Below are 24334 nucleotides of genomic sequence, written 5' to 3'. Positions count from 1 at the left end.
ATGGTCTTGTGGGCAATGGTCATCCTCATGGGACGACGACTCGCTCGATCCGCATCTCCCAAATCGACCTGACGATCAGTTTGTACACGGGCACTGAGCACTCGAACGCCACCGGCGAGGTCCGGTCAGACCGGACCCCGCCGGCGATGGGGACCCGCGGGTCGGATCGACCGCGGTCCCATCGCCGGTTCAGGCGTTCCCTTTGCGCGGTCAGAGGTCGTCGCTGTTGGCGCAGGTCACGATAAAGGAGGTCTGCTCCGACCCCTTGTATGGCGAGGAGAGCTCGACCTTGAAGGAACCGTACTCCGACACGCCCGTCCCGTACCGCGCGGAGACCGTCTGCTGCTGCGGGCCGTGCGAGGTGAACGACGTACTGCTGGAGGCGAAGCTGACCCACTGGTTACGGGTCAGGTTGCTCTTGCGGTACCAGCGGTAACTGACCGTCGCGGGACCGTCGGTGACGGAGAGATTCGCCTTGAGCGAGAACTCGGCGGACTGACCGGACTCACATCCCTCATCCACGCGCTCTTTGCTGATGGCGGACAGGCCCGTGTTTGCGCAGGTCGGGTTGAACGGCACAAGCCCCGACGAGACGACGATGGGCTCAAGGATCTTGAGTGCCACCTCCTCTGAAAGGCTCTTATCAACGTAGAACCCGTTCGAGACGGTCTTGGTGCCTGGCGTGTCGAACACCACGGAGAACGGGGTGGGGCTGGGCCAGGGCGAGCCGTACTTGTCGACCCACACGTATTTCACGGTCATCGGACCGCTGGTCTTAATCGTCGCCGAGATCGTGTGATACACCCCCCCATCGCACGGACCGGTGTAGTCGGAGGGTGAGAAAAGCGGTGGCCAGGCATCCATGCCCCAATCCATGCTCCACGCGGACGCGGTCTGCGCGGGTCCGGCGAGCAGCCCCGCCAGCAGTGCGCCGGCCGCTCCCAGGCGCAGGAGAAACGCTCGTGCTCTCACGTCACTTTCCCTTCCATGATCGAAGAAGGCACATGTTCGCCGATCTCGGTGAGAAGTGACTTGTGGACCACTGCAAGCGCACGTCGCGCTCCTGGGCGACGTTAACGCCCTGCCCTGGCACTCTCCTCCCGGACATTCGCCGGGAGGGGGCCCAAGGTGACGGTGCAGCTTGAACACAAGTCGGTGGCGGTCTCGCCGATTGCCGCCGAAGCAGACGATCCCGTGGGGATGATCCGTTGCCTGGTCGCGATCACGGCCGCATTGGACGAGGCCGGGATCTGGTACGCGGGCGATCACGGGTTCACCCGGCACATGACGCTCACCTACCTGCAGCCCGGCGACCCCATGCCTGCCCCGGTGGAGGTCACGCCGGTCACCTTCGGCGCGCTGACGCTCGCAGGCGAAGACGATCACGAGGACTTCCCCCTCGCAGACCCGGCCGAGCCCGGACAGCCCGCGGCCGCGCCGGAGTTTGCCGGGCCGGTGGAGGACCTGGAGACGCCGGAGGGCGGTGACGGCCTGGCCCTCACACACCACTCCCCCGGCCTGGAGGTGAAAGCCGGGCGTGTCCTGTCCCACCGCAACCTGCGACGGATGCAGCAGGCCGTGGACATGCTCAAGGAGATCATGCGAGAGGCCGGCGTCGACGTCCCCGACGAGCACGACCCGACTCGCTGCCAGCCGCCCGAACTGCCGCCCGAGCCGATGGTTCACCCCGACTCGACCGCCCCTCGGCGCTGCCCGAAGAGGTGAAGACGCTCACTCCCGAGCAGCTGCACGTCGGTCAGGCGATCCTCGAGTTCCTGGCGGCAGGAGGGTGAACGTGCTTCGGCTGGTGCCGGTCACGTTCGCGCAGGCGTGCGCGTTCGTGGACGACAAGCATCGGCACTCACGGGCCCGCGCGGGCACAAGTTCTCCGTCGGCGCTGTGGTTGATGACCTCGATCCGCAGACCGGCACGCTGGCCGAGGGCGCAAGCCTCGTCGGGGTCGCGATCGTTGGCCGTCCGGTGGCCCGCTTGTTCGACAACGGCCGGACGCTGGAGGTGACCCGGTGCGCGACGGATGGCACCCGTAACGCCTGCTCGGCCCTGTACTCGGCGGCCTGGCGGGCCGCGCGACCGATGGGCTTCACGCGGATGATCACCTACACCCGGGCCGATGAGAACGGGGCGTCGCTGAAGGCCGCGGGCTGGGAGGCTGTCGCGGCGCGGCGGCCGCGCGGCTCGTGGAACTGCTCATCGAGGCCGCGCGGCAATGATGGCGTGGAGCGGATCGGGCGCACCCTGTGGGAGGCTCCTGGCCCGATCACGACATCACGCGATCACGCGCCGTAAAACCTAGACTTGGCCTATGTTCAGACCTCCCCAGACTGCGCGAGATCCGTCGACAGATCTCGTGGCAGTCCTCGACGCGAGAACACGCCTTGAAGGCGTCGCACTACCGAACGTTGAGATCATCGCGACAGCGAACGGCGTTCGCGCGCAGGTCATCCGCCCGAGCCTTATCAGTGCCTACGGAGGTACTGAGTACAACGACCGGTCTTACATAGTTGACGGTCAAAGCCGGCTGAGTGCATTCTTTGCAGCCCTCAACCGGCAACAACGCAGGAGCGTCCATGCCCTCATGAGGACGCATGCGCCCGACATGGTTGTCCTCGACCTTCCCTTAGGGGCAGGCAAGACGAGAATTCCACTGGCCCAGGGGCTTGTGGATGTCAAGGGAGTACTGGCCAACCTCCTCCCCGAGCACCTCGATGTCGGTGTGCAAGTAGAGCGCCCGATGGGCGGCTTGTCCCGCGAGGAGGTCACGGACCGAGCCGACCTTCTCGCGGGCCAGGCCGTGGCAGCGTCGCCCGGAATCTACGTACACGCGCCAGAGCGGGACATCCAACTGCTGAGATCGGCCATGTCCCAGCATCACCGTGCTGACAGATTCGCCCAGCTCTTGTTGTGGGCAATCCTGGCATGGGTCTGCACGCTGCTGACCCTGGCCCGTGTACGACGCGCTCCGGTGGTCAGCGCCTCCACGCTTCTGACACAGCGCTCCCGCCGCCGACGCCGCCGCCGCCGCTTCGCGGGTGTCGTGCTGTCGAATCCTCTGCCTCCCAAGGCGTCTGCTCGCCGCCCGATTGGGGCGGCCGATGGACGGCTTCCTCGCGTTCCTCGGCGGCGTCTTCGTCAACGAGTGTGGCGAAGTCTCTCGATGGGCATCGCGTGAGGTCGCTCATCGCGGTGCCGTGGTCGTCTTTCGTGACCCGGAACAGGCCCGCTTGTGGGCGGATAAGCACTGCGCGTACCTAGCAGCGCACGTGCCGGGGAAAGCCACGTGGCTTCTCCTCACCCTCCTCTTCGTGGGGGTACTCGTCGCAGGCGCCGTCTGGCGTAGCCGAGCGAAGGACAGGGTCTTCATCTTCTTCGCCGCCAAGATGCGGGCGCTTCGCCGTGCCCTCTTCCACATCAGGCGGGAGGTGATGCGGCTGAGGGCCCGATGGCGTCAGCTCCGTTAGCTGATGTGGCCTGGCTGGGAAGCGGCGTCACTGCCCCCTTGCCAGGCCCGCCCGCCTCGATGATCAGTTGCCCTCATAGTCGGCGATGGCGTCGAGGATCGGCTTGATCACGGTCGCGTTGCCGTACTTGCTGGTGGGGATCTTCCAGCGGGTCGCGCCCTTCGGCGTCGACTGCTCCAGGATGCCGCCCATCTTGGGCAGGTCGAACGAGTAGTAGAGCACTTCCGGGCTGCCCGGCTGGATGGTGATCCAGGGGCCGTCCGAGTCGCCCTGGGGCTGTTGGCGATATCCCGATCGTGCGTAGAGGTACGGCCTTCGGCCCAGCGGCCGGGGAGTGCACCAGTGCGGTAGGGGGCGCCCCCTCACATGAAGCCTCTTTGTTGCCATGCTGGCCAGTTGTGGCCACCCTTTCTCGGAAGCTGTTCGCGGCCCCAGACGGGTGAGACATTGAAAGCCGGTTTGGTCCGAGCGCGGGCGGGACGGTGATGAGATCCACGCCGGGGCGAGTCGGGAGAGCTCTTGCGGCGGTGGTCGCGGCCGCGGTGGTGGTGGCGATGGCCACGTTGCCGGTCCTGCAGAGTGGGCAGGCGCCGGGCGGAGTGAACGCCGCCGGGGGGTCGGACGTCCAGCCCGCGGGATCCGCGCTGTCGGACGTCGATCCGGTATCGGCATCCGGAACATACGTGACGTCCATCGCGGTACCGGTGCCGCCGGGGCCGGGCGCGCCCGTTGTGTCGTTGACCTACGACAGTGCTTCGGCCGGCGGCGTCGCCGGGGTGGGGTGGGACGTGTCGGTCGGCGTGCCGATGGCGATCAACCGGGACACCCGATACGGCACGCCGCCGTGGACGTTTGGCGGGCGTTGGCAGTGGGGCGGCGCGACGCTGGTGTCCGACGATCCGGGCGGGTGCACCGCGCAGGCGGCGGAGCCCTGCCGGTACCGGACAGATCCGGATTCCCTGGCCACCGTGGCGATCGACGCGCGACCAGGATCGGCGGGGGCGACCGTCGACTTGCCCTCCGGTGTACGTCTGAGCTACGCGGCGATCCGCTACGACGGCGTGGCCTACCCACCGGCGCCACCGGACGCTGAAACGGACGTGTTCGCGTTCGTCTTGGCCTCGGCCACTGACGCGAACGGCTACCGCACCTGCTACCTGCACCAGCATCACGGCGACCTGGCTCGGGGGCGGGCGGCGTCGCTGGTGGAGGTGACCTACGGCCGCACGGTAGAGGACTGCGCGAAGCTGCCCCCGGCGGCCGAGCGGCACCGGGTGAGCTTCGAGTACGCTGACGCGGCCGCCAAGGGCTACTACGCTCCATGGTCGTTACGGATGGGCGCGCCGGTGTCCTTCCGCGACCTGCTGGAGACGGTGACGGTGCGGGCGATGGGCGCCGATGAGTACGAGCTGTCGCTGGTGTACGACTCGCCCGGCGCGACGGAGACCCGACGGCCGCTGCTGCGCCGGGTGGACGAGACCGCCATCCCCGGCGGCGTCCGAGCCATCGCACAGACCCGGACCCTGCGCTCCTTCCGGTATGGCGCCCGCACCGCCCAGTACGGCGAGCCGCGCCTGCTGGACCTCGGCCCGGCGGACGGCTTCCCGGCCTCGCTCAACGGGTCGATCAGCCGGCCGATGCGCAACCGGGAGGTCTTCGCCAACCCCAACGGCGTCTTCCAGATGGGTGACGACCAACGCGACAGTGCGGCGCCGCCAAGCCACGCCAGCACCGAGCAGTGGGCGCTGCGGGACATGGACGGCGACGGCCTGCTCGACTGGCAGTGGGGTCGCGAGAGTGGTTTCGGCGCCGCGCCGTGGCCGACCTTTGAAAGCAGTGTGCCTGCTGTTCCGCCGCCCGCACAGCAACTGGTCATCGTCAACCAGGGCGTCAACGGGTCGACCCTGAACACCACCAGGCGTCCTGTGGACACCCATGCCGTGGCTGATCCGTCGGCCTCGCTCGCGGGCCGGTATCCGCCGGCGGCGGCGGGGACGGGCGGGGCGAGCGCCTGGCTGTGGGCCGATGGCCGGGGTCAGACCCGGTCCGGGCTGCCCACGTCGGTGAGCAGCCCGGAGATTCCGAAGACGAGCGGCTGCCCGCCGACCGCGCCTGGTGATGACACGCGGCGGTGGCCGCTATTCCCGGACGGCACGCTGGGCGGTTCGCAGGCTTCGGTGGCCGAGCAGGTGTCGAACGCCTCGACGTTCTGGCTGGGTGGCCGCAACTACAACATCAACACCGTGGTGACCGTGCTGAAGGGTCTGCGCGCGCCGGTGGTGCCGCGCCAGTCGGTCGCGGCCGAGCTGTCCGGCTGGCAGGACATGACCGGTGACGGCGTGCCGGACTACGTGGTCACGCCGGCGATGATCCACCGGTTCGACCGGCCTGCCCAGTGCTTGGCGTTCCCGCGTAACGCCACGCCGGCTGAGTCCGGCGGCGCGCCGGACACCGGCTGGCATGTGGCCGCGGCAGGCCGGGCCGGCGGCGGGGGCAACGGCCTGGCCCCTACCACGCGCCGGGCCGGGCCTCCAGGTCCCGCTGGTTTGCCGCTGGACTACACCGTCTCTTGGGGCAACAGCGAGGGTTTCGGATTCACCATCCCCATTGGCTCTCTGATCTCGACGACCACCGCCGCCCTCGCCACCCAGGGCGAATCCCTCGCCGGCGATCTGCCGGGCCTGGTGGCCGACTCCTTCACGCCCCGGTCGGCCAACGGGTGGCAGGTCACCCCGCCCGCCCCCTCGCTGGTCGGCACGCTGATGGGCGCCGCGAGCACGGCACGCAGCCCGATGAGCGTGCCCGGGTTCATGGCCTCGACCTTCGGCCCGACGATTGACCTGGTGCTGGTCTCGGCTTCCGCCCGGGGGCGGACTCAATCGCGTGGCCAGGCCATGGATGTGAACGCGGACGGATTTCTGGACTACCTCCTGTATGACAGCGGCGCGGTGGCCGGCGGCGGCGATCCGGGCGATCTGCTGGTCTACCTCGGCGACGGCTCCGGGGGTTTCCGCTCACCTAAGGTGGCGAACCGCGGCTACGATTACGCCTTCCGGCCCGATCTGGCCCGGCTGGCGCAACTGGCCGGCGAGGCGGACGAGCATGCTTCGCTGTCGGCGACGCTGACCCTGCCCTGTCGGGACATTCCGGACAACACTCCGCAAAGCGCGGTGCTCAAGAGAGCTGCCTGCACTGCGCTGGCATTACCGGTGGCGAAGCAGTCCTCGACGATCGGGGCAATGCGCGCAGCCGTAGGCACCTTCCTCACCGACTCCCCGGATGCCCTGCCGACCGACCAGGCCCGCGCTACCGAGATGGACCTGACCCGGGACGGTATCTTCGTGGTCTCGGGCCTGGGAGCGCTGATGGGCGGCGCCGACGGGCCGAACGAGGCCGTTCAGTTCGCCAACGACCTGGCCCACCTGAGCGAGCGCACGGTGCGGCAATTGGATTACCGCTCCCGCATCAACATGATCAGCAAGGGGTTCTCCGAGCTGGATGGCGCGGTTGCCGGCTCGCCGTCGGACGGGCTGTCGGCGCAGAGCGCCGGCCTGGTCGACCTCAACGGGGACGGGCTGCCCGACTATGTGGTCACCCGGGATAGGGAGAATCCCTGCCCGGCCGGCCGGTGGCAGGTGTACTGGGGAACGGGCGAGTCGGGCCTGGGCTCGGGCCGCCTTTTCACGCAGGGCGTGACCTGCGTGGCGGTGCCGGCCCCGCCGCCGGAGGTCGCCGCCCGCGGGTACGCGACACTGCCGCTGTCGGTGGAGATGATCCGCCGGGCGCCTGCGCCCGCGGGGGCGGGCACGATCGACGCCGTCAGCCAGAGCTATGTGAGCCTGCATGACCATAACCAGGACGGCCGGCCCGATCTGGTGCTCGCCGGTGACGCCACGCAGCCCTGGTCGGCCTCGGCCACGTCCCGCACCTGGACCCTCTACCTCAACAACGGCGCCGGGTTCGACCTGGCCAACCCGCTGTCGGTGCGCAGCCCGACGGCGACTCTGGCCGACGTTGAGCCGGCCAGCCCGTACGCGGGCTCGGCGCTGGATGTGCCGTATCCGTCGTTGTCCAGCAGCCACACTGACGCTGGCCTGGCCGTGGCGCGGGACCGGTCCGACCATCACGCGGGCGCGTTCGACGCCGACGGCGACGGCGCGGTGGACATCGCCCGCCTGGTCCGGCACTCCCCCACGACCAGCGGCGGCACCAAGACCTGGCGGGCGGGCCTGCTGGTGTGGAGCCGGGCCGGTAGCGGGCCACAGGATGTGCTGGTCGAGGAGCGCCACCCGGTCGAAGGAGCGCGGCTGCTGGTCAACTATGAGCCGTCGGCCGCCTTCCAATGGCCCGGCGCCCAGCCGAACGGCGCGCCTCCCGTCGACGGGCACTGGCCCATGGCGGGCGTGGCCGGCCAGCTCGTCCGCTCGGTCACGCTGGAGCGGATGATGGGCCGCACCCAGCTGCGCACCAGCACCGGCCACGACTATCGACGGCCCGGCTTTGACGTGCCGACCCGCACGCCCACCGGTTTCGGCTGGCGTTCGGCCGAGCCGCTGGATGCGGCCACCGGGGCGCCGTTCCCCGACGGTGTCGTCACCGAGCAGACCGGCGACCAGCGGGTGGCCTCCGGCGGCGCCGCAAGCCACCAGCTCCAGGTGCAACGGCCCAGCGGCGCGCCGGTGGTGGAGACCTTGACCAGCCGGGTCGAGTACCGGACCTCGACGGGGCCGGGCGCACGCAAGGCGGTGTTGTCGGCGCCGGTCCGCACGATGCGGGTGGAGTACCCGCAGGGCCTGGCATCCGGGCCCGCCCTGGAGGTGAGTTTTGACGGCCAGGAGCCGCTGATTGACCACGCCGGTCACCGCGGGCCGGTGGAAGCTGGGACGGCGGCGCTCGATGCGTCCGCGCCCACCGGCGGCGCCTTGGTCACGGCTGGCACGCCCGAGGCTGGGCTGCGCTACCCATCGCCGCATCCGGGCGCCTTTGAGGCGGTCACCGTGGAAACCTGGATGGCCCCGGCCGTCGCCGGGGGGAACCGGACCCTGGTCGATCAGCCGGGCGGCTACCAGCTCGCCATCGCGCCGGGCGGGCAGGTGCGCTTCACCGTACGCGCGCCGGGCGGGGACGTGGCGGTGGAGGGTCCTGTGCTGGCAGCCGACCGCTGGTGGCACATCGCCGCCGTCTACGGCGGCGGCCGGGCGAAGATCTTCGTCAACGGCGTTGAGGCGGCATCCGCCCCGGTCTCCGGCACGCTCACGCCGAGCGGGGACCTGTCGGTCGGCTGCGCGCCCACTGCGGCCGGGCCGGCGGAGTGCTTCGCCGGGCAGGTCGGCGAGCTGCGGGTCTACCCGCTCGCACGGCCGGGCCCGGCCCGGGTCAGCGACGATGAGGCCGAGGTTCGCGGCCCGGGGCAGCCCGCCGATCCGCTGCCGCACGACCTCGGCCAGCCGATCCGCCGGGTGCACCGCAACGACCTGGCGCACAGCGATGATGACGTGGTCGAGGAATTCAGCTACGCGGCACCCGTACGAGGCGCCCGGTTCATCGCTGGGAGGGTCGCCAGCCACGTCCAGCGCGCTCTGCGACCGGATTCTGCCACCTCCGGCGACTACCTCACCGTGGCCGAGACCGCCTACGACAACCTGCCGGTCGGCCAGGTCGCGGCGGGCAACCCCACCACCGCGGCGGCCTACGACGGCCCCGCACCGGTCGCCGCCAGGCCGACCAAGCTCGCCGCCGCCACCCACACCCGCTACGGCGAGGCCGCCTGCCCGGGCCGGGCCACCCGGGTGAGCGATCCGCTGGGCCACCCGACCACCACCATCTGGGACTCCACATGCACCTTCCAGGTCGGGTCGACCAACGCGCTCGGCCACGCCACGACCACCTGGTACTACGGGGTAGCCGGAGTGCCGCTGCTCACCAGCAGCGACGGCGGCCGCTACGGCCAGACCTACCAGCAGGTCGACGTCAACGGGCAGACCACCACGACCGGCTACGACGCCTGGGGCCGCGTCGTGCACGTCACCCGGCCGCTGGACCGGCCGGGCCGCCCCGGCGAGGTACACACCTACGAGCCGGTGACCTGCCGGGCCTCCGCCGCCAAGCCCGATCCGCTGGGCTGCCACGAGGAGGCCGCCCGGGAACTGGCCGCCCCGGCCCGGCACACGGTACTCACCTGGGACGACCAGATCGACGACTACCACGTCAGCCACGAGTTCGGCGACGGGCAGATCCAGGTGTACTCCGCGGTCGAAGGCGTCCCCACCTGGATCGTCAGCGGAGTGAGCGATGTGGACGGCCGGGGGCGGGTGGTGCGAACCTACGACCCCCGGCCGCTGCCGGCCGCCGCCACCGCCACCACCGACCCGTGCCCGGCCGCGGGGACCTGGTGCGACTCCGCCTCGATCAAGGGCGACCCGCTGCGCGACCCGGCCGTCGTCGCAGCCGTGCAAAGCGCCTACGACGGCCAGGGACGGATCGTCCGCACCTACGGGCCACGCGTTCCGCGCTGTAGCGGTGATCCTTCCACCCCTGCCCCCGGCGGCGGCCTGGCCTGCGACAGCAAAGTGCCCGCGGACGGCGGCGTCACGAAGATCAGTTATCCGGCGCCCGGCACCGTGCGCACCCTCGACGCCGAGGGCGTGCCGACGGTCTCCACGACCGACGTGCGCGGGCTGCGCACCAGCGACGCCCAGTTCCTGCTCGGCGCGCCCAGCCCTTACGCGACCGTCACCCACGCCTACGACCCGCTGGGGCGGCGGGTCCACACCGTGCAGTCGTCCGGCGACGCCACCCGCATGGCCGCCACCACCATGACCTACGACGCGCTGGGCCGCCAGCGCAGCATCGACGATCCGGACCTGGGCCGCACCACCCAGGACTACGATCTGGCCGGGCATCCCACCGAGCAGGTGACGGCGACCGGCGACCGGACCGTCAACCAGTACGACCCGCTCGGCCGGGTCACGCTGACGGAGTACTTCCGGCCCGCACAGCCCGACCTGAAGATCGAGCTGTGCTGTGCCGGCGGCGCCGATAAGCTCAAATTCTCCACCGACAAGTGGCTCAAGCTGGTCTGGGTGGACAAGTGGAAGGCCTTCAGCCCGGTCGGTCCCTGCGGCCCGGTCCAGGGCGGCGACGTGTGCCCCCGACCACCGCGTCACTGGCGTCCGCTGCGGCTGTCGGTGGGCGACCTGGACGACGGCGTCGCGGAACTGCCCCTGCCGTTCGACCTGACCCTGACCCCGACCGCCGTCTGGTCTGCGGGCAGCCCGGGCCTGACCACGCTCACGGCGGGCAGCCCCCTGCACGTCTCCACCAACGGCAAGATCCGGCTGGACCCGGACGGCGCCGCCGACCTCGAGCCCGGCACCGGCGCGCCGCTGCCCACCCGCCGCCCGGAGCAGGCCCTCTACCCCTACTTCACCGACCTGCGGCTGAAAGGGGACGACGGTCTGCGCTACTCGCTGGACGGTGAAGCGCCCGAGCGCGAGCTCACCATCGAATGGTCGGCCACCACCCGCACCAACCACGCAGGCGACGTAGACCCCGCAGACCGGGCAGGCCAAGTACCCGTACGCTTCCGCGCGGTGCTCGCCGAGAAAACCTCGGCGGTCCGCTACGAATACCTGACCGTCCCGGCCGGGCAGGCGGCCACCGTTGGCGCCCAAAACCACGACATGGAACGCACCGCGCTGAGCGTGCTCCCCGACGCCACTGCGGCCCCCTTCGAACCGCGGCCGGGCCTGGTGATCGGCACCGACCGTCCCACCGGCAGCCCGGTGATCGCCATGCGCCAACCTGCCGGCACCGCACCGGCCGCCACCAGCGCTGAGATCCCCCTGGATCTGCGCGGCGCGGCCAGCGCCCAGGTGAGCTTCCGCCACCAGTGGCTCAGCCGCTGCGCCGAGAGCCCTCGGCGGGACTGCCCGCTGGATCGGATGTCGGTCGGCGTCCGCGACGAGAAGGACCCGGGCGAGATACGCGAGATCCTCGGCGCAGAGCAGCTGCGCTCGGCCGCCGGGCTGGACAGCGGCGTGCGGCGCGAGGTGGGCGAACGGCTCACCGCGCCTATCCCTGCCGACCTCCTGGGCCGCCGGGTCAGCCTGGTGTTCTCCTACGACCCGGGGGCAGGCGAGCTCTCCAAGGGCACTCCCGTCCAGTGGGTGATCGGGGACGTCAGCCTGACCACCACCGGCACAGCCCCGGGGGCCGCCGCCAACCAGCCGGAGGAACGCGTCGAACGCTGGTATGACTCCTACGAGCAGCCCGCCACCTACGCCCCCGCCGACCCGGTCCTGGACCTGTCCTTCGACGCGCCGGCCATGGTCGCCGACCGCTCCCCGCGGCACATCCCCGTGTCGGTGCCCGCCCCGGCGAAGACGGCTGCCGTCCCCGGCCCGTCCGGGTGGGGCACCGCGCTGAGCGGCGGTGCCAGCGTCCGCGCCGACCTCGACGCGGCCGGGGCGAACCCGGCGCCGAAGCAGCTCTTGCGCGCTGGGCTCACCGCGCAGGCGTGGGTGGCGCTGCCGGCGCCCGGAGCCAGCCAGCCGATCATCACCGGCGCCGGTGCGTTCCAGATCGCCCGCCGGGCCGACCGCCGCCTGGAATGCTCGGTCACCACCGCGGCGGGCACGACGACGGCGGCGGGCACGAGCGTGCTGCCGGACGGAATCTGGGCGCACGTCGCGCTGGTCCACGAGCGCGGGCCCGGCCACCGGCTCCGTTGCTATCTCAACGGCGCCGAGGAGGCGGCCGCCGACGCGCCAGGAGACCCCGCGGACACCACGATGGTGGTCCTCGGTGACCCGACCGACACCGGCAGCGTCCCGGTCCGGCTGGACGAGGCCCGCCTGTTCGCCAGCGCGCGCCCGGCGGCGGACGTGCTCGCCGACGCGCTGCGCGCGCTGGCGCCCGGCCCGCCCCGCGGCAACGTGCTGGATCTGCGCTTCAGCGACCCGGCCCGGCGCGGCGCCGACAGCTCCACCGCCGCCAACCCGGCCATCCTGACCGGCGCGGCGGCCGTGCCCGGTGTCCAGGGCACCGCGATCGCACTCGACGGCGGCGGCAAGCTCACCGTTGCGCACGCCTCCTCGCTCACTCTGCCCGACGCGGTCACCGCCGAGGCGTGGATCCGCACGCCGCGGTCGGCGTCCGCCGGCATCCTGGAGAAAAGCGGCGGGGAAGCCGGATGGCGGCTGCGCCGCGACGCGGCCGGACGGCTGCGCTGGGAGATCACCACGAAAGTCCGTCAACCGGACGGGACGATCACGCTGTCGGGCCCCTACGTGTTCGTCACCTACGAGCAGATCGACGACGACCGCTGGCACCACGTGGCCGCCACTTACGAAGGCACCCGCCTGCAGGTCTACCTGGACGGGGTACCGGCGCACCGCACCTGCTCGCCCCTGGAGGACAGCCCCGGGCAGACCCCCTGCACAGACCCGCCACCACCGGACAAATGCGCCACCGAGATCGTCGAGCGCGGTGACAACCCGCCGCAGAAATACGCCGACGCGGTGTGCGCACACGGGAGCATCGCCAACACTGAGCCGGTTGTCGGCGGCACCGGCCTGGTTGGCGAGCTGGACGACCTGCGGATCTCTACCTACGGCAAACGCAAGTGGGAAGTGGCCGCCTCAGCGCGCACCGCAGCCGGCTATACCCGGGTGCTCGGCAGCCAGGTGCGGATGCGCGACGAGCGGCCCATCGGCACCGCGATCACCGAGGAGCACCAGAGCCTCGACGTCCTCGCGCGGCCGATCTCGGTGGAGACGACAGTCACCGGGCAGCGCGCAGCGGGCTCCTTTCAAAGCCGCGCCTCCTACGACAACCACGGCCGGGCCAGCTCGGTGGAATACCCCACCACCGGCGAGGTGACCCAAAGCGCCTACGACGCCAGCGGAATCCAGACCTCGCTGGTCGGCTACCAGCCATTTGAAGCGCCGGGCACCCCGGGCCGACAGGTCTACCTGGACCACGCCACCGCCACCTTGACCGGCAACCTGTCCGCCACCCGCTACGGCAACAGCGTCACCACCCAGGACACCTACGACGACCAGCGCCGATCGACTGGAGGCTTCGGCGACAAACAACTGGCAGGCCAGCGCGTCACACATCCGGCCGCGGGTCTGCTCGGCGACCGCCGCTACACCTGGGACGCGGTCGGCAACCTCCAAACCGTCACCGACACCGCGCACGGCGGGATGAGCATCGCCTACACCTACGACGACCTGCGCCGGGTGAGCACGGCCGACTACACGGTGGCGAGCGGCACCCCGCCCACCGCCAGCTACGCCTTCAGCTACGACCCGCTCGGCAACCTCACCACCAAACAGGGCGCCGTGCAGGACTACGGCCGGGCCCTGGCACCCCCCGGCTGCGCGTCCGGCACGCCGCTGCCGCACGCCATCACCCGGCGCACCCTGCTGGCCCGCAGCACCACCGGCTACTGCTACGACGCCTCCGGCCGCCTCGTCGAGACCATCGAGACAACTCCGCCCCGTCTGGCCAACCCGCTGGGCGCCCCCGCCTTGGCCGCCACCATCACCGCGCCGCCGCGCCGGCTGAGCTACCACGCCCGGGGCACCCTCGCCTCCGTCGAGATCGGCACCCAGGCGTTCACCTTCGGCTATGACGGCGACGGCAACCGGGTCACCAAGACCGAACCCACCGGCCGCACGGTGCAACCGACCCCGCTGTTCCGGGAAACCCCAAGCGGCGGCGTGGAATCGCTCTACACCGCCAACGGTGCTCCCATCGCCCGCCGCACCGGACCGGCGTCCACCGCTGTGCGCTGGTACCACACCGACCACCTCGGCGGCACCACATTCATGACCGACTCCTCCGGGGCCATCGCCCCCGGTTCCCTTACCGAATATCTGCCCTACGGCGAACCGCTACCGCAGATCCCGCCCCCGGATCCAGGGCTGGACCAAGCTGGCGGCCGCCGCTTCACCGGGAAGGAACTCGACGACACCGGTTACTACGACTACGCCGCCCGCACCTACGACCCCGTCACCGGCAGATTCCTGCAACCGGACACCATCATCCCTGGCGTGGGCCCGCAAGCCCACAACCGCTACACGTACACACTCGGCAACCCGCTCTCTTACGTGGACCCCTTCGGCCATCAGCCGGAACCGCCGGACGCGCAACCCTGGGACACCTCCGCGCAGCTCTCGGATGTGGGTATCTCCAGCGCACCCCGCTCCGCGACACTGCTCGCCGAGACTCTGCAACCGCCTGCCCTCACTGACGACGAGAATTGGCGGATGCCCCTCGATGACCCCACAGATCCGGGCGCTACAGCCGAACAACTCATAGCCAAATACGGTGAGTCCACGGTGGTGATCGCCCCGCCAACCTCGCGGCCGGAGCACCAGAGCAACCCCGAGGCTTTTCTGTGGGCAAGTTACACCGCCACCAGCGCGAAATTCTTGGGAGGGCTGGTGAAAACTGAGAGCGAGATTGTCGTCGTCGCCGGGCTCAACGCTGATGGTCCGTATTTTGGATTTATCACTGCCCCCGGCGTGCAGATCGGAAAAGAGAAGGGTGCGTACGTAGGGCTCTTTGGCGGAGCGGAGGTGATCTGGCAGTATCGATGGGCTGAAGAGGGACACACCACCGAAACTGGGCGTATAGCTATGGGCGAGATCGGCTTCGGCTCCTACGTCGTGGGAGGCTACACCCAGGATATGACTGCGGAAGGGAGCGGCGTTTTCCTGGGAGTGAGCGACGGCGAGCACATCGCCGGTGGCGTAGGCTTCAACAGAGACTGGTGGAACATGGCACGAAATATGCCTGCGGCTCGCTTGGGCACGATGCTGCCACAACTTTGAGTTTTAAGCGCGCCGACAGCGTCGATGCCCACAATGCCGAGATTTCCGGTAGCCCATGCCGGACGGAGGGGGTTGAGGTGAGGACGTTCGCGTCGGCGGGATGGGTGGCGGTAGGGTTCGGCCGGGGGTTAGACGTACGGGCGAAGCCCGTTCCCTTCTAAAGGCTTTACGGGAGCGGGCGGCTGTGCCGCCCGCTCCCGTTTCCTAAGAAATATACTTTGCAAAGGGCGGCGGTCCAAGACAAGATCTCGTCCTGAAGATCACAGGGGCACGGGCTCCGCCTGTACGTCATCCAAAGTCAGGGGTTGCCCGGGCGGTCGCGCCGAACGACGGTTGTCCACGGTGTCCCCGTTGACGACCCGGCGCGTTGTCCGGCGAGAGATCCAGCTATTGTTTCTCGGACAGAAGCCGTGGATCCAGAGCGTGTCTCTCGCCGTTCGCTCCACGTCCGTGAAAGGGTGCTCATGACAGCCGACCAGCCGGACATCTGCCCGACGTGCCAAGGCGTGATGCCCGCCACGCACCCCGCTGCTTACACCGCTGCCCGTGGACGGCTGATCGTCGCCAACGGCTACTGCCCAGGCCATGCCTCGGCCACAGCGAGCGATTCCGGGCACCCCGGACCGAGCGAGAACGCAACATCCTCACGCCGGTCGATGCCTGCGGTTTCCGCTTCAGCACCTGCACGATGATGTGCTCGCTCGGGTCGCGCGCTCTATGTCGGCGTGGGTTCCGGGTGTCTGCCGTGCGTTCGCTTGCGCCTCTGGGCCGGGGTGCCGTCGGCGACCGCACTTGCTCCGCGCTCGACCTTCAAGAGGTCCAGCGGCGGGCGATTGCCTTCCCATCCTCAGCTCAGACGGCCCTACCAGCCAACTCGCTGCCGCGTTGCTGGAGATGGTCGACCTCGCCGAATCAGGAAACGAACGGTGACAAGCCCGTCCGATCAGCCGCCGATCGACCCCGATGCCATCGCCCAAATACAGGCCGCCGTCATGTGGCCCTGCCCGGCGTGGTGCGTCTCCAGTCACGACCATGACCCGCCCGAGGTCCGCACCCACCGGAGCCAGGCCAGACAGATCGGCAGCAGCACAGGCGTCCTGGTGCTGCTGCTACAAACCGACTATGGCAACGGCATGCTGCACCCACCGCATGTCGATGTGTTCGACCGGACACGTCAGGCACCGGACGGGACTTTCCCCTCCACGCAGTTCTCCCTTGCGGAGGCGGTCATCATGGCCGACGTGCTCAACAAGTTGGATGGCGTTCGCCCCACCCTTCACGGGGAGTTGGCCGCCGCGCTCCGCGCCGCGGCCGCTCTGGCAGCTGAGCAGAAAGGCGACCAATGAACGCTGACGTGGTCAACGAACTACTCCGGCAACGTGAGGAGATCAACCAGCGTGTCCGCGCCTTGCTTGAGCAGTGGGACGCGCGCATGGGTGCGATCCAGGACGAGTTGTTCGAATATGCCAGCAGCAACGCCTGCGAGATCAAGGCCGGCCGTATGCCCGGCTCGCCGTTGGGCGAAGGTGCGTTCGCGGACATCGTGGATGGCATCGAGGTTCATCTTGCCGAGCGGGATGAGGACGCCGAGACGTTGCCCACCGTCTCGGTGCTCGTGTACGACCCTAGGACCAAGGTCCGTGTCGAGTTCAACACGCCTCCTGCTGCAGATGCCCTGCTGGCGCTGATAGCAGGCTTGCGCGACGCGGCCGCGCGCCATCGAGCCGAAGGGCGACCGGTGACCAAGACGCCCGATCAGGACGTCGCCGGCTGGAACGTCAGATGGCTTGTGGGCACGTCTGTCCTCTGTTGGGTCATCATGGGCGAGGACAAGGCGCCCTCGTGGGGGTTGGCCGAGCGGGCGCTGTGGTGGACGCGGCGCTGCACATCGTCCAGGACGGTCTCACGGCCGGCCGGGGTCAGCTCGATCGGATGGGTGACCCTGACGCCGAACTCCAGGTCGGTGCGGCGGGCCGCTGATCACTTCTGTTCCTCGTCCTCCAGCGGCAGCCCGAATCGCTGGATGCGTTCCGCCGCCTCCTCCTGCCCGCGGTCAAAGAGCAGAGCGACCAGTCGCTGGGCGGCGTAGGGAGCGCCGACGTCGACCAAGGCGCGAAGGTCTTCGGTTCGCCTCCGCTCGGCCATCAGCGCGGCCAGCTGCTCGGCGGCCTGATAGTGTCCGGCTTCGATCAGAGTGTGCAGGTCATCGGTCCGGCCTTGGCAAGCCAGCAGCTGGGACAGCCGCCGGACGGCGGTGTGATGGCCCGCGGTGACGAGGGCACGCAGATCCTCTATCGGGCCATGCTCGGCCAGCGCCTCGATGGCGGAGTCGTGGCCCGCTGATTTCTCGCGTGAGGGACGGCCCCACTTTCGGACGGATTCGGGCCCCGCTTGGCAATCTTCAACGGTGCCGGTTCGCGTCAGAATTGGCCCCACCTATCGATCATGGATGCCTTGATCACGCATGAGTTTTGGCCCCATCTGGAACAGAGACCACCTGCATCGTTTCAGCCCGACTGTGGACTCGAGACTGCCGTCCCCGAACCCGGGGTGCCGTTAACCACGTGCCATGGGCCGCCAAACCTGGAGACGCAGTTCGATCACCAGGACAGATCGAACAGGCATGCGGGCGGCGGGACTTCCCAGCGGTCGGGGCGGCAACCCAACGCTCGGCGACCCGGTGCCGCGCTGGCTCTGCCAAGAAATGACACGTTGATCGAGAGTGAAGTCCTCACGGGATCCCCACCGCAAGGGCCAGCTCATCACCCTGGAATTTCAGCCACCACCAAGAACAACAAGGCCGAGGCCAGGAATGGCTGAGAGCTGAGGTCGTCGATCCATCCTTCGGCGTCCGGCTTGAGATAACCGGCATCGACAGCCCGGGCGACGTTGCGGCGCAGCCCGAAGACGTGATCGGCGGTCGTGAAGTCGCGGAACACTGGCGCGGCTGTTACCACGGACCGCACCACGAGTCCTGCCTCCCCGCACACCCGGGCCAGGCTGCGGCCGATGGTCGCGTTACGGATGATCTCTGCGACCAGGAACCGAACCAGCGCGCGGCTCATGGCCGGCTGAGGGGAATCGATCAGCAGCCCCTCCCAGTCGGGTTCGGCCATGACGATCCGCCCTCCAGGGCGGGCCACCCGGCAAAACTCCGCCAGCACCTGCGTCGGATCCGCCACATGCTGGAGCACACGGTAAGTGCGAGCTCGATCGACGCTCCCATCGTCCAACGGCAGCGTATGGACGTCTCCAGAACGGATCTCGACCAAGGGTTGTTCTGCCAGGCGGGCGCGAGCCTCGGCGATCATCACGGGATCCCGGTCCACCCCGATGACCTGGCCGGCCGGTGCGACTGCGGTCGCCATCGCCGCCAAGTCGGTTCCCGGTCCGCAACCGATATCGAGCACGGTCTGCCCGGGGTGGAGATCCAGCAGTTCCAGCACCTGCTGCTTGTAGTCCCGGCCCGCTGTGCTTGCGGCGACTTGGTCGAGATAGGCGATCGGATCCGGACGAGACTGAGAGTCGTTGTTGATCATGCGCACAGCCAACCAGACGCAGATGCAGCTCTCGAGGAAGAGATGTCGAGATCTCTTGCACCTTGCACTCAGGCCTACCAATCCAGGAACGTCACGCCCAGCAACCGTTGTCGTGCCGCACTCGCCTGGTCAGTCTTGAGCTGGAGGCCCGATTTCCCCGACATGTCGGGGACTGCCCAAGGTCGCGGTGGACTATGTGGCCGGGCAGGTGGTAGTCGCACCGGAGCCGATGGCCCTGTAGGCTCCTCCGCTCGCCCATAAACGGAGCACTTTCAGAGGCGGCGCTCGATGGATAGGCCCTGCACTAGATCTTCACATGCAATGCGCACCGCGCGCATATATGTCTGATTTGCTTGCCGCATGGTTGACCGAAGAATGCCAGAAGTTAGTGAACGACGCCGGTCACGCGGTCGTGGTTCTCCCGCGATCATCGGGATGGCATGCGCGACGGCCGGAACCCTCATTGAAATTCGCCTGGTAGCTGAGACTCAGGCCTACTGCGTTGGCGATATGAGCGCGGGCGAAAACTTCGCCGGCTTCTTGTGGGCATCTACCCGAATCGTTCTCTTCCCAGGCGTCTCGGCACTGTCGGCGCTCGCCTCGCTACCGTTCCATCTAGCGGCCCGGCTCCCGCGGCTGGCCAACGACCCATGGTTGAGAGTCATTCTGCAGATGCTCACCATCGCCGTGGCCCTTGCCGGACCAGTGGCGCTGACCCTTCACGACATTGCGGCCGAGGGCACCCCTGGAGATTGCGTTCTGCCGTGGTGGCCCTCATGGCTTCCCTCATAATGAGAGCTAAAGCCCGTAACGGCGATAATCTATACAGAAGCTCCCAGGATGAATGCCGAAGCGTCTTCGGCGTCCCACTGCTCGATTAGTTCGTTGAGTTCGGCGATTGAGTCGACCTGCGGGACGGGCGCCAGGCGGTTGTGGCGGAATCGGCCGACCTCGCCCTCGACACCGCCCTTCTCGTGCGCGCCTTCCTTGGGACTTACCAGTCGCGCCACTCATCGGTGATCTCATGGCGTTGGAGGCCATGGCGGACAGCCAGAGCCTCAACATTGATCCCGGTCTCGGTGAGTGACTCGTCGATGTAGAGGCACAATTGCTCGCGCTCGTCGGTGTCGTAGGTGACATCAGGATTCTTCTGGGCGTTGTTGAGCGCGAGCACGACACGCTTGATGACGCCGAAGATGGCCTCGTCGGAAGGGTTGTTCAGGCCTGCCAGCTCGGCCTCGAAGCGCTGTAAGACCTCGTCGGTGAGAATCAGCATCGATTCGGGGATTTCTGCTGCGGCGCCTGCACATTGGGCATCGAGTTCCCCGGTAGCGACTTGTCTGGCTTCTTCCATGATGTATTGCCGCCAGTGCTCGGTGGGACGGATCGCCATGTCCGAAACAGTAGTGGCAGGACAGCCATCTCGATATTGCGTTGTTCCTGCTCAGGCGAGCGCATCGCTGCCGATATCGCCGCGGGATGCACTGCGCTTAAGGCGGTCGGCCTGCAGTTTCTTCTCGGTTATGTGGCGAAGACTCTCCTCCAGAGCTGCCACCTCGCCGAGCCACTGCATGCGTTTGGCTTCGGCCAGGCGTTCGCGGGTGTTGTCTTCGATCTGCAGCAGACGGGGAACCTGGGCCGGGTCGAGCTGACGAGGTGTTGGACCGGCTGGGGTGGGAGTATCGGTGAGCCGGTCGAGGAGGTGGTCGAGGGCGGCTTGCCCGTCGTCGACCGCGGCGCGTTCGTCGTCGGTGAGGGGGATGGCGGCGAGCAGGCGCTGCAGGTTTTCCTTGGCCCTGAGCAACTGGGCCTTCGAGCGCCCGGCCTGCCGCGGCCCGGCGCGCAATTATCGTCGGCCGCCGTTTCCGTCGGCAGGGCGCGCTATCTTCAGAGGTGGCACGTCGCAGCCAGCCGGTGTCCGTGGCAGCCCTGAGGCAGGGCTGAGGATCGAAACGAACTGTTGCCGCGCGCTCTCACCAGCGCCCGGCTTGTTTCGCGTGTTCGGATTCGGCCCGCTGAAGGAGCCCACGATGCTGAACCACCTCGCTGCCTACGCCCGTCAGGAGCATCTGCGCTACGGCTGGCGGCGCCGCACCATTGCCTGGGTCCTCGACATCAGCCATCCCGCAGTTCCCGTGTGGGAGCGGTACGGGAAGGCTGAATCGGTCCCCTACGTGCGTCGATCCGGCGCTGGTGCGTGGCCGCGGCCGGCCTGCGACAGCCTCGACTACCTGACCGGCCGCCATCGGGAGGCGTGGCTGGAGATGATGTCGCGCTACGCCCGTTCCCGCGTCGAGGATGAGGCAGTCGCGACCGGCGCAGCGCTCGGCGCGCTTGCTGCTCTCGGCCCGCCGGCCGGGGCCGCGAAGGGGGACCTGGTGGCGGTGCGGGCCCATGGCCGGTTCGTGCACGGCGCTCCCGGGCTGGCCGCGTTCTGGGACGCTCACCTCCGGGCCGACCTCGACTCCGGGCAGCGCGGGGTGTGCGTGTGCTGCGGCCAGGTGGAGCCGCTGGCCCGGCTGATCCCCGCGTACATCCCGCCTCATGTGTTCGGTCACCGCGGTAGCGGGGATATGGCGCTCGCTCCCACAGGGGCGGCCACGGGGAAGGGTGCCCGGGCCGGGCAGGCGCTGGTGGGCGTGGACTGCGCAGTTGCGGCGGGTGCCGCGCTGCCTGCTCTGGCGCTGCACCCCGGGCATCGCCACCGCACCGTGGACGGCGAGCTGGTGCTGTGGTGGACGCTCGGTGGGCCGCAGGTGCCGCTCGGTGACCTGCTCGATCGGCCTGATCGGGGCCGCCTTGCCGACGTTGACGCCTCGGGGCAGGTGTGTGCGCTGGTCCTCAAGCCCAGTGGCGCAGGCAGGATCGCCTCGCGGTGGCTGATGCACGAGCCCGCGGGCGTCGTGCGAGATCGGGTGGCCGCCTGGTATGGCGCCATCGCCGTTGAGACCGGGTTCGAGGATGAGGCCCAGCTGTTCTCCCTCGCCGCCTTGTACGCGCAGCTCGGCACGTGGAACAAGGCGACCGGCACCTACGGCCGCCACCGGGACCGGGCGCCCGAGAGCGGTCTGTGGATCGCCGCCCTGTCCGGCCGTCCCGCGCCTGGTTACGCCTACGCCGCGATCAGCGCCTGCCATCGTGACAGCCGCGTGCCGTTCGGCCGGGTGGCGCTCATCCAGGCGTTCCTCCCCGCCTTTGACCACAGCTCACTGCCCGCTACCACGAAGGAGTAGAGACCGATGATCACCTTGTATGAGACGAACGGCGACCCTCTGGTCATCACCAAGAAGGCCGCCGACGACGCGTCCGAGGAGGCGTGGACCCTCCACATCGGGCCGTGGAAGCATTTCCACGGTGCGTTCGCCACCGACGCCAAAGCCTGGGTCGAGGGTGACTGGGAGCCGAACGAGAACGACGGCCAGACCCCGACCGCGGTGGACGACGACCTCCGCGAAGTCGCCACGTGGGACGCCGAGCAGGGTCTGCAGGTCCTCGTTCGGCCGGACGAACTGGGCGGCACTGCCCGCGACTACCTGGGCGTCTACCCCGAAGACTGATCAATCCGTGGGGATCGCGTGCCGGAGGCGGCCCGTACGTGCCTCGTCGTGCCCGGACAGGCGTTTCATGCCCGCGTGGGCGGCGAAGGAAGCGCATCAGCGGCTCCTGGTGCTTGAAGCGCGCTCGGGCGGGTCGGTCCATCATCGGCAGGCGCGAAGAGCAGGAAGAAGCCGCTTCGCGCCGAGCCAACCGCTGACACACTTACGCCTCTCACATGTACCCGGTCGCAGCTTCGTTAACGACAGGCCGAGCTGCGATTCCGCGTCGTGAGGACGCCCCTCGGCAACCACAAAGGGGCCTTGGCGGTCCGCACCGACGGCACCTCGATCGACTTCTCCTCCAAGACCTGCCTGAAGCCGCCCACTCATCAGCAGCGCGTCAAGGCCGCTATGCGAACCGAGGTACAGCCTCAGGTGAACGCGTATTTTGAGTCCCGGAAGTTGGCTGGCACCTTGGTCTCGGACCAGTCCGGCACCCCGTTGGCGACCGACGCCACCCACATCGCGTACTTTCGCGGTCCGAGCTTCCACGACATCGCCACCCAGTTTGCCGACGTGGCAGGCGGGTGGGAGGCGTTCCAGCTGACTCCGACCACGGAACCAGGGCTGGCGGTGTTCGCCGACTGCGAGCTTGCGGCCCGGTGGCGTGCTTCGCCTGGTCAGGCACCTACGATCACCTGCGGGAGGTCACCCGCGACGACATCCTGACCATCAAGGACACCCTGCAGGGCGCCAAACGGGAGAACACCATCGTGGCACTGCGCTCGCTCATGCGCTTTTGCAGGAAGAGCGCGCGGATCTTTCGCGACCCCACCATCCGCATCCGCATCGCTCGCCGGCCAGAAAAAGTGATCCTCCCCCTCGCCTCCGGCGAGATCGACTGCGCCGTCGCCACCGCGACGACCCCGGCGATCCGCCTCATCCTCGCCCTGGCCGCCGTCCACGCGGCCCGCCCAAGATGATCCGCGACCTCCAACTCGACGACATCGACCTGGGAAACCATCGCATCACCATCGGCGGCCACCCTCGCCCTCTCGACGAGCTCACCCATCAAGCGCTCCTGGCCTGGCTGGACTACCGGCGCAGCCGCTGGCCGAACACCGCCAACCCCCACCTGCTGCTCACCCAGCACACCGCGATGGAGAACTCCCCGGTCGGCAAGCTCTGGGTCACCAACGCCGTTCGGGGCCTGACAGCCACCCTGGAGCGCCTTCGCATCGGCCAACTCGAAGAGGCTCTGACCCGCGGCCCCGATCCCCTGCATCTGGCTGCCGTGTTCGGCATCGATGACAAGACCGCCATCCGCTACGCCAACGCTGCCCGCCACCTCCTGCAGACCGCTGCGGAAACGCCCGAACCACCGTGACACCATAGGCGTCGTGATCTCCGGTGATGAGCTTGTCAGCCGAAAGCTGCTCCAGGTGACGGTGTCCTGGCACACCCATCCCAGCGATGATCAAGCCTCGCTGGTGCATATGTGGTTGCACCTGAGCGATCTCGGCCCGGTTCGCTTTCACACCGCCCCCGACGCCTCGCTCGAGCTGACGCTCGATAAACCACACAACTCCTATGACATGGACGAGTACGGCCAGGTCATCGCCGGTCCCGCCGCAGAGAAATTTCTGATGAGCCGATTCATCGGCCAGTCGATCCGAGCTGTTCACCGCATCATCGACCACCGGATCGAGACGGAGATCGGCCTCCGGCTCGAACTCGATTACGGCGAGGTGCGCGTCCTCAACCTGGGCGACGACCTGGTCATCACCGACACTGCTCTGCCGGACGCGCTCGAAGCCGCTCTCCGCTGATACTCTTCGCGACGGTCAGTGCGCTGAACCCACGAGGCGAACAGGCCTTGAGATGCCGAACCCACGTGAGTTCCCGCTGGCGGCCCGGAGATCCGCCGCGATCTCGAT

Annotated in this window: 18 protein-coding genes; 11 read left to right on the top strand and 7 right to left on the bottom strand. The window is 68.8% G+C overall.

Features of this window, described 5'->3' with window-relative positions:
- Nucleotides 1-210: 210 nt before the first annotated feature.
- Nucleotides 211-972 (bottom strand): hypothetical protein, encoded by a 762-nt coding sequence (locus ACWDRB_RS63430; protein ID WP_449911769.1) that lies wholly within the window; start codon nucleotides 970-972, stop codon nucleotides 211-213.
- 156 nt (nucleotides 973-1128) lie between these two features.
- On the opposite strand from ACWDRB_RS63430, the gene ACWDRB_RS63425 reads away from it, so the two are divergent.
- A complete protein-coding gene (locus tag ACWDRB_RS63425) occupies nucleotides 1129-1725 on the top strand; it encodes a hypothetical protein (RefSeq protein WP_449911767.1) in 597 nt (198 codons plus the stop codon).
- Nucleotides 1726-1899: 174 nt separating this feature from the next.
- Entirely contained in the window at nucleotides 1900-2307 is a 408-nt protein-coding gene (locus tag ACWDRB_RS63420; RefSeq protein WP_449911765.1) for an XF1762 family protein, read from the top strand.
- Between the two features lie 331 nt (nucleotides 2308-2638).
- On the opposite strand, the gene ACWDRB_RS63415 is transcribed toward ACWDRB_RS63420, so the two are convergent.
- Nucleotides 2639-2842, bottom strand: a complete 204-nt coding sequence (locus ACWDRB_RS63415) for a hypothetical protein (protein ID WP_449911763.1) — start codon at nucleotides 2840-2842, stop codon at nucleotides 2639-2641.
- A 271-nt stretch (nucleotides 2843-3113) separates the two neighbouring features.
- Between ACWDRB_RS63415 and ACWDRB_RS63410 the strand changes: the two genes are divergently transcribed.
- Complete coding sequence (locus ACWDRB_RS63410) at nucleotides 3114-3479, top strand: hypothetical protein (RefSeq protein ID WP_449911761.1); 366 nt, start codon at nucleotides 3114-3116, stop codon at nucleotides 3477-3479.
- Between the two features lie 63 nt (nucleotides 3480-3542).
- Here ACWDRB_RS63410 and ACWDRB_RS63405 read toward each other — a convergent pair whose 3' ends face one another.
- On the bottom strand, nucleotides 3543-3845 hold the full coding sequence (locus ACWDRB_RS63405) for a hypothetical protein (protein WP_449911759.1): 303 nt from the start codon (nucleotides 3843-3845) through the stop codon (nucleotides 3543-3545).
- A gap of 119 nt (nucleotides 3846-3964) precedes the next feature.
- Between ACWDRB_RS63405 and ACWDRB_RS63400 the strand changes: the two genes are divergently transcribed.
- The 3 genes from ACWDRB_RS63400 (at nucleotide 3965) to ACWDRB_RS63390 (ending at nucleotide 17411) form a co-directional block, all read left to right on the top strand.
- Nucleotides 3965-15322: a LamG-like jellyroll fold domain-containing protein gene (locus ACWDRB_RS63400; RefSeq protein ID WP_449911757.1), complete on the top strand. Its 11358-nt coding sequence runs from the start codon at nucleotides 3965-3967 to the stop codon at nucleotides 15320-15322.
- A 926-nt stretch (nucleotides 15323-16248) separates the two neighbouring features.
- The gene (locus ACWDRB_RS63395; protein ID WP_449911755.1) at nucleotides 16249-16668 is read left to right on the top strand and encodes a hypothetical protein; all 420 of its coding nucleotides are present in this window, start codon (nucleotides 16249-16251) and stop codon (nucleotides 16666-16668) included.
- Entirely contained in the window at nucleotides 16665-17411 is a 747-nt protein-coding gene (locus ACWDRB_RS63390; RefSeq protein WP_449911753.1) for a hypothetical protein, read from the top strand. The genes ACWDRB_RS63395 and ACWDRB_RS63390 overlap by 4 nt, the downstream gene beginning before the upstream one ends.
- On the opposite strand, the gene ACWDRB_RS63385 is transcribed toward ACWDRB_RS63390, so the two are convergent.
- The 4 genes from ACWDRB_RS63385 to ACWDRB_RS63370 form a co-directional block, all read right to left on the bottom strand.
- Nucleotides 17303-17758, bottom strand: a complete 456-nt coding sequence (locus ACWDRB_RS63385; protein ID WP_449911751.1) for a hypothetical protein — start codon at nucleotides 17756-17758, stop codon at nucleotides 17303-17305. The two genes, ACWDRB_RS63390 and ACWDRB_RS63385, sit on opposite strands and share 109 nt — an antisense overlap.
- Before the next feature lie 326 nt (nucleotides 17759-18084).
- On the bottom strand, nucleotides 18085-18861 hold the full coding sequence (locus tag ACWDRB_RS63380) for a methyltransferase domain-containing protein (RefSeq protein WP_449911749.1): 777 nt from the start codon (nucleotides 18859-18861) through the stop codon (nucleotides 18085-18087).
- Nucleotides 18862-19855: 994 nt separating this feature from the next.
- Nucleotides 19856-20254, bottom strand: a complete 399-nt coding sequence (locus ACWDRB_RS63375) for a hypothetical protein (protein ID WP_449911747.1) — start codon at nucleotides 20252-20254, stop codon at nucleotides 19856-19858.
- A 51-nt stretch (nucleotides 20255-20305) separates the two neighbouring features.
- A complete protein-coding gene (locus tag ACWDRB_RS63370) occupies nucleotides 20306-20665 on the bottom strand; it encodes a hypothetical protein (RefSeq protein WP_449911746.1) in 360 nt (119 codons plus the stop codon).
- Between the two features lie 226 nt (nucleotides 20666-20891).
- On the opposite strand from ACWDRB_RS63370, the gene ACWDRB_RS63365 reads away from it, so the two are divergent.
- The 5 genes from ACWDRB_RS63365 to ACWDRB_RS63345 all read left to right on the top strand — a co-directional run bounded on the left by ACWDRB_RS63365 (nucleotide 20892) and on the right by ACWDRB_RS63345 (nucleotide 24226).
- Nucleotides 20892-22094 carry a type I-C CRISPR-associated protein Cas8c/Csd1 gene (locus tag ACWDRB_RS63365; protein ID WP_449911744.1) on the top strand — a complete coding sequence of 401 codons (1203 nt, stop codon included), beginning with the start codon at nucleotides 20892-20894 and terminating at the stop codon, nucleotides 22092-22094.
- Between the two features lie 6 nt (nucleotides 22095-22100).
- The gene (locus tag ACWDRB_RS63360; RefSeq protein ID WP_449911742.1) at nucleotides 22101-22418 is read left to right on the top strand and encodes a hypothetical protein; all 318 of its coding nucleotides are present in this window, start codon (nucleotides 22101-22103) and stop codon (nucleotides 22416-22418) included.
- 641 nt (nucleotides 22419-23059) lie between these two features.
- Nucleotides 23060-23380 carry a hypothetical protein gene (locus ACWDRB_RS63355; protein ID WP_449911740.1) on the top strand — a complete coding sequence of 107 codons (321 nt, stop codon included), beginning with the start codon at nucleotides 23060-23062 and terminating at the stop codon, nucleotides 23378-23380.
- Complete coding sequence (locus tag ACWDRB_RS63350; protein WP_449911738.1) at nucleotides 23377-23784, top strand: hypothetical protein; 408 nt, start codon at nucleotides 23377-23379, stop codon at nucleotides 23782-23784. Before ACWDRB_RS63355 ends, ACWDRB_RS63350 begins: the two co-directional genes overlap by 4 nt.
- 13 nt (nucleotides 23785-23797) lie before the next feature.
- The gene (locus ACWDRB_RS63345; RefSeq protein WP_449911736.1) at nucleotides 23798-24226 is read left to right on the top strand and encodes a hypothetical protein; all 429 of its coding nucleotides are present in this window, start codon (nucleotides 23798-23800) and stop codon (nucleotides 24224-24226) included.
- Nucleotides 24227-24334 lie beyond the last annotated feature (108 nt).

This window comes from Nonomuraea sp. NPDC003707 (assembly GCF_053587055.1).
Note: the sequence above shows the minus strand (reverse complement) of the source record. Positions and strands in the feature narration are given on the sequence as shown.